The sequence below is a fragment of the Paenibacillus sp. IHB B 3415 genome (assembly GCF_000802655.2).
Taxonomy (GTDB): Bacteria; Bacillota; Bacilli; order Paenibacillales; family Paenibacillaceae; genus Paenibacillus_AQ; species Paenibacillus_AQ phytohabitans.
Genome location: NZ_JUEI01000199.1, coordinates 1 through 1020, shown reverse-complemented (window position 1 = coordinate 1020; position 1020 = coordinate 1). Strand labels below are relative to the sequence as shown.

3 protein-coding genes are annotated in these 1020 nt (G+C 42.5%); all 3 read left to right on the top strand.

The features are described from left to right. Positions 1 to 30: 30 nt before the first annotated feature. Positions 31 to 390 (top strand): helix-turn-helix domain-containing protein, encoded by a 360-nt coding sequence (locus QW71_RS36145; RefSeq protein ID WP_039310966.1) that lies wholly within the window; start codon positions 31 to 33, stop codon positions 388 to 390. A gap of 102 nt (positions 391 to 492) precedes the next feature. Next, on the top strand, positions 493 to 840 hold the full coding sequence (locus tag QW71_RS36140; protein WP_039310963.1) for a helix-turn-helix domain-containing protein: 348 nt from the start codon (positions 493 to 495) through the stop codon (positions 838 to 840). Positions 841 to 859: 19 nt separating this feature from the next. Continuing rightward, positions 860 to 1020 (top strand): helix-turn-helix domain-containing protein (locus QW71_RS39560; RefSeq protein WP_152679949.1); only part of this gene is annotated, 161 nt, incomplete at its 3' end.

The following is a 1020-nucleotide window of genomic DNA, read 5'->3' as shown; positions in this document are numbered from 1 at the left end:
AGAAATATCTACTCCATGGGGTGAGCCAAGATGCCAGATGAATCCAAGTCCGAGCTTGTACAAAGAATTGGAGAACGTATTCGAAGAGTACGCAAAGAAATAAACCTTTCGCAAGAGCAGCTTGCAGAACGGTCAGGTTTACATACGAATTATGTGGGACAAGTAGAACGTGGAGAGAAGAACCTTACGCTTGAGACTTTGGAAAAAGTAGTTGGAGGTCTGGGTATATCATTAGAGGAATTGTTCCGTTACATTGGACCCATGAAGCAGAAGGATGCAATTAGTCAAATTGTAGAGTTACTTATTGAACGTCCATCAGCAGACCAGGAGATGGCGCTTAGTGTACTAAAGTCGGTTTTGGATTGGGAAGAAAAGAAGCACGACCTTTAAAAATGCTACAAAGATTATAACTCCCCGCTTAATATCGATAATGGGTTTCTTCTCACCGCTAGTAGTATTTTGCCCTCTTAACCTTTGGAAAAGGTGATTACTATGACAGACTTACGGAATACTGTCGGAGATCGAATTCGAGCTATAAGAAAAGCAAAAGGACTAACACAACAACAGTTAGCAGAACTCTCCAACTTGGATGATGCATACATAGGGGCCGTAGAACGTGGGGAACGGAATTTTTCTATAGATACACTGGAGAAGATAGTAGTCGCTTTGAAAATTCAACCGTTGGAACTTTTTCATAATATTGATGATCTTAATGAGGTCGAAGCCGCGCAGCGGGGAGCCATTGATGAGTATGCGGTTACTGTTAGTGAGTTGAGTGTTAAGCAAATAAACACTTTGAATAAGATTGTTAGAGAGGTACGGCGAGCTTTTGAGGATTGAGCATATCTGAGGTGATCCCGTGAATTTACCAGAAAGTGTAGGAAGTCGGATACGTGAGCTTCGAAAAGCCAAAGGATGGACCCAGGAACAACTGGCGGAAGTAGCATCACTTCATTACAGTTATATCGGCGGGGTTGAACGAGGGGACCGCAACATTTCTTTGGAGACACTGGAGAAAAT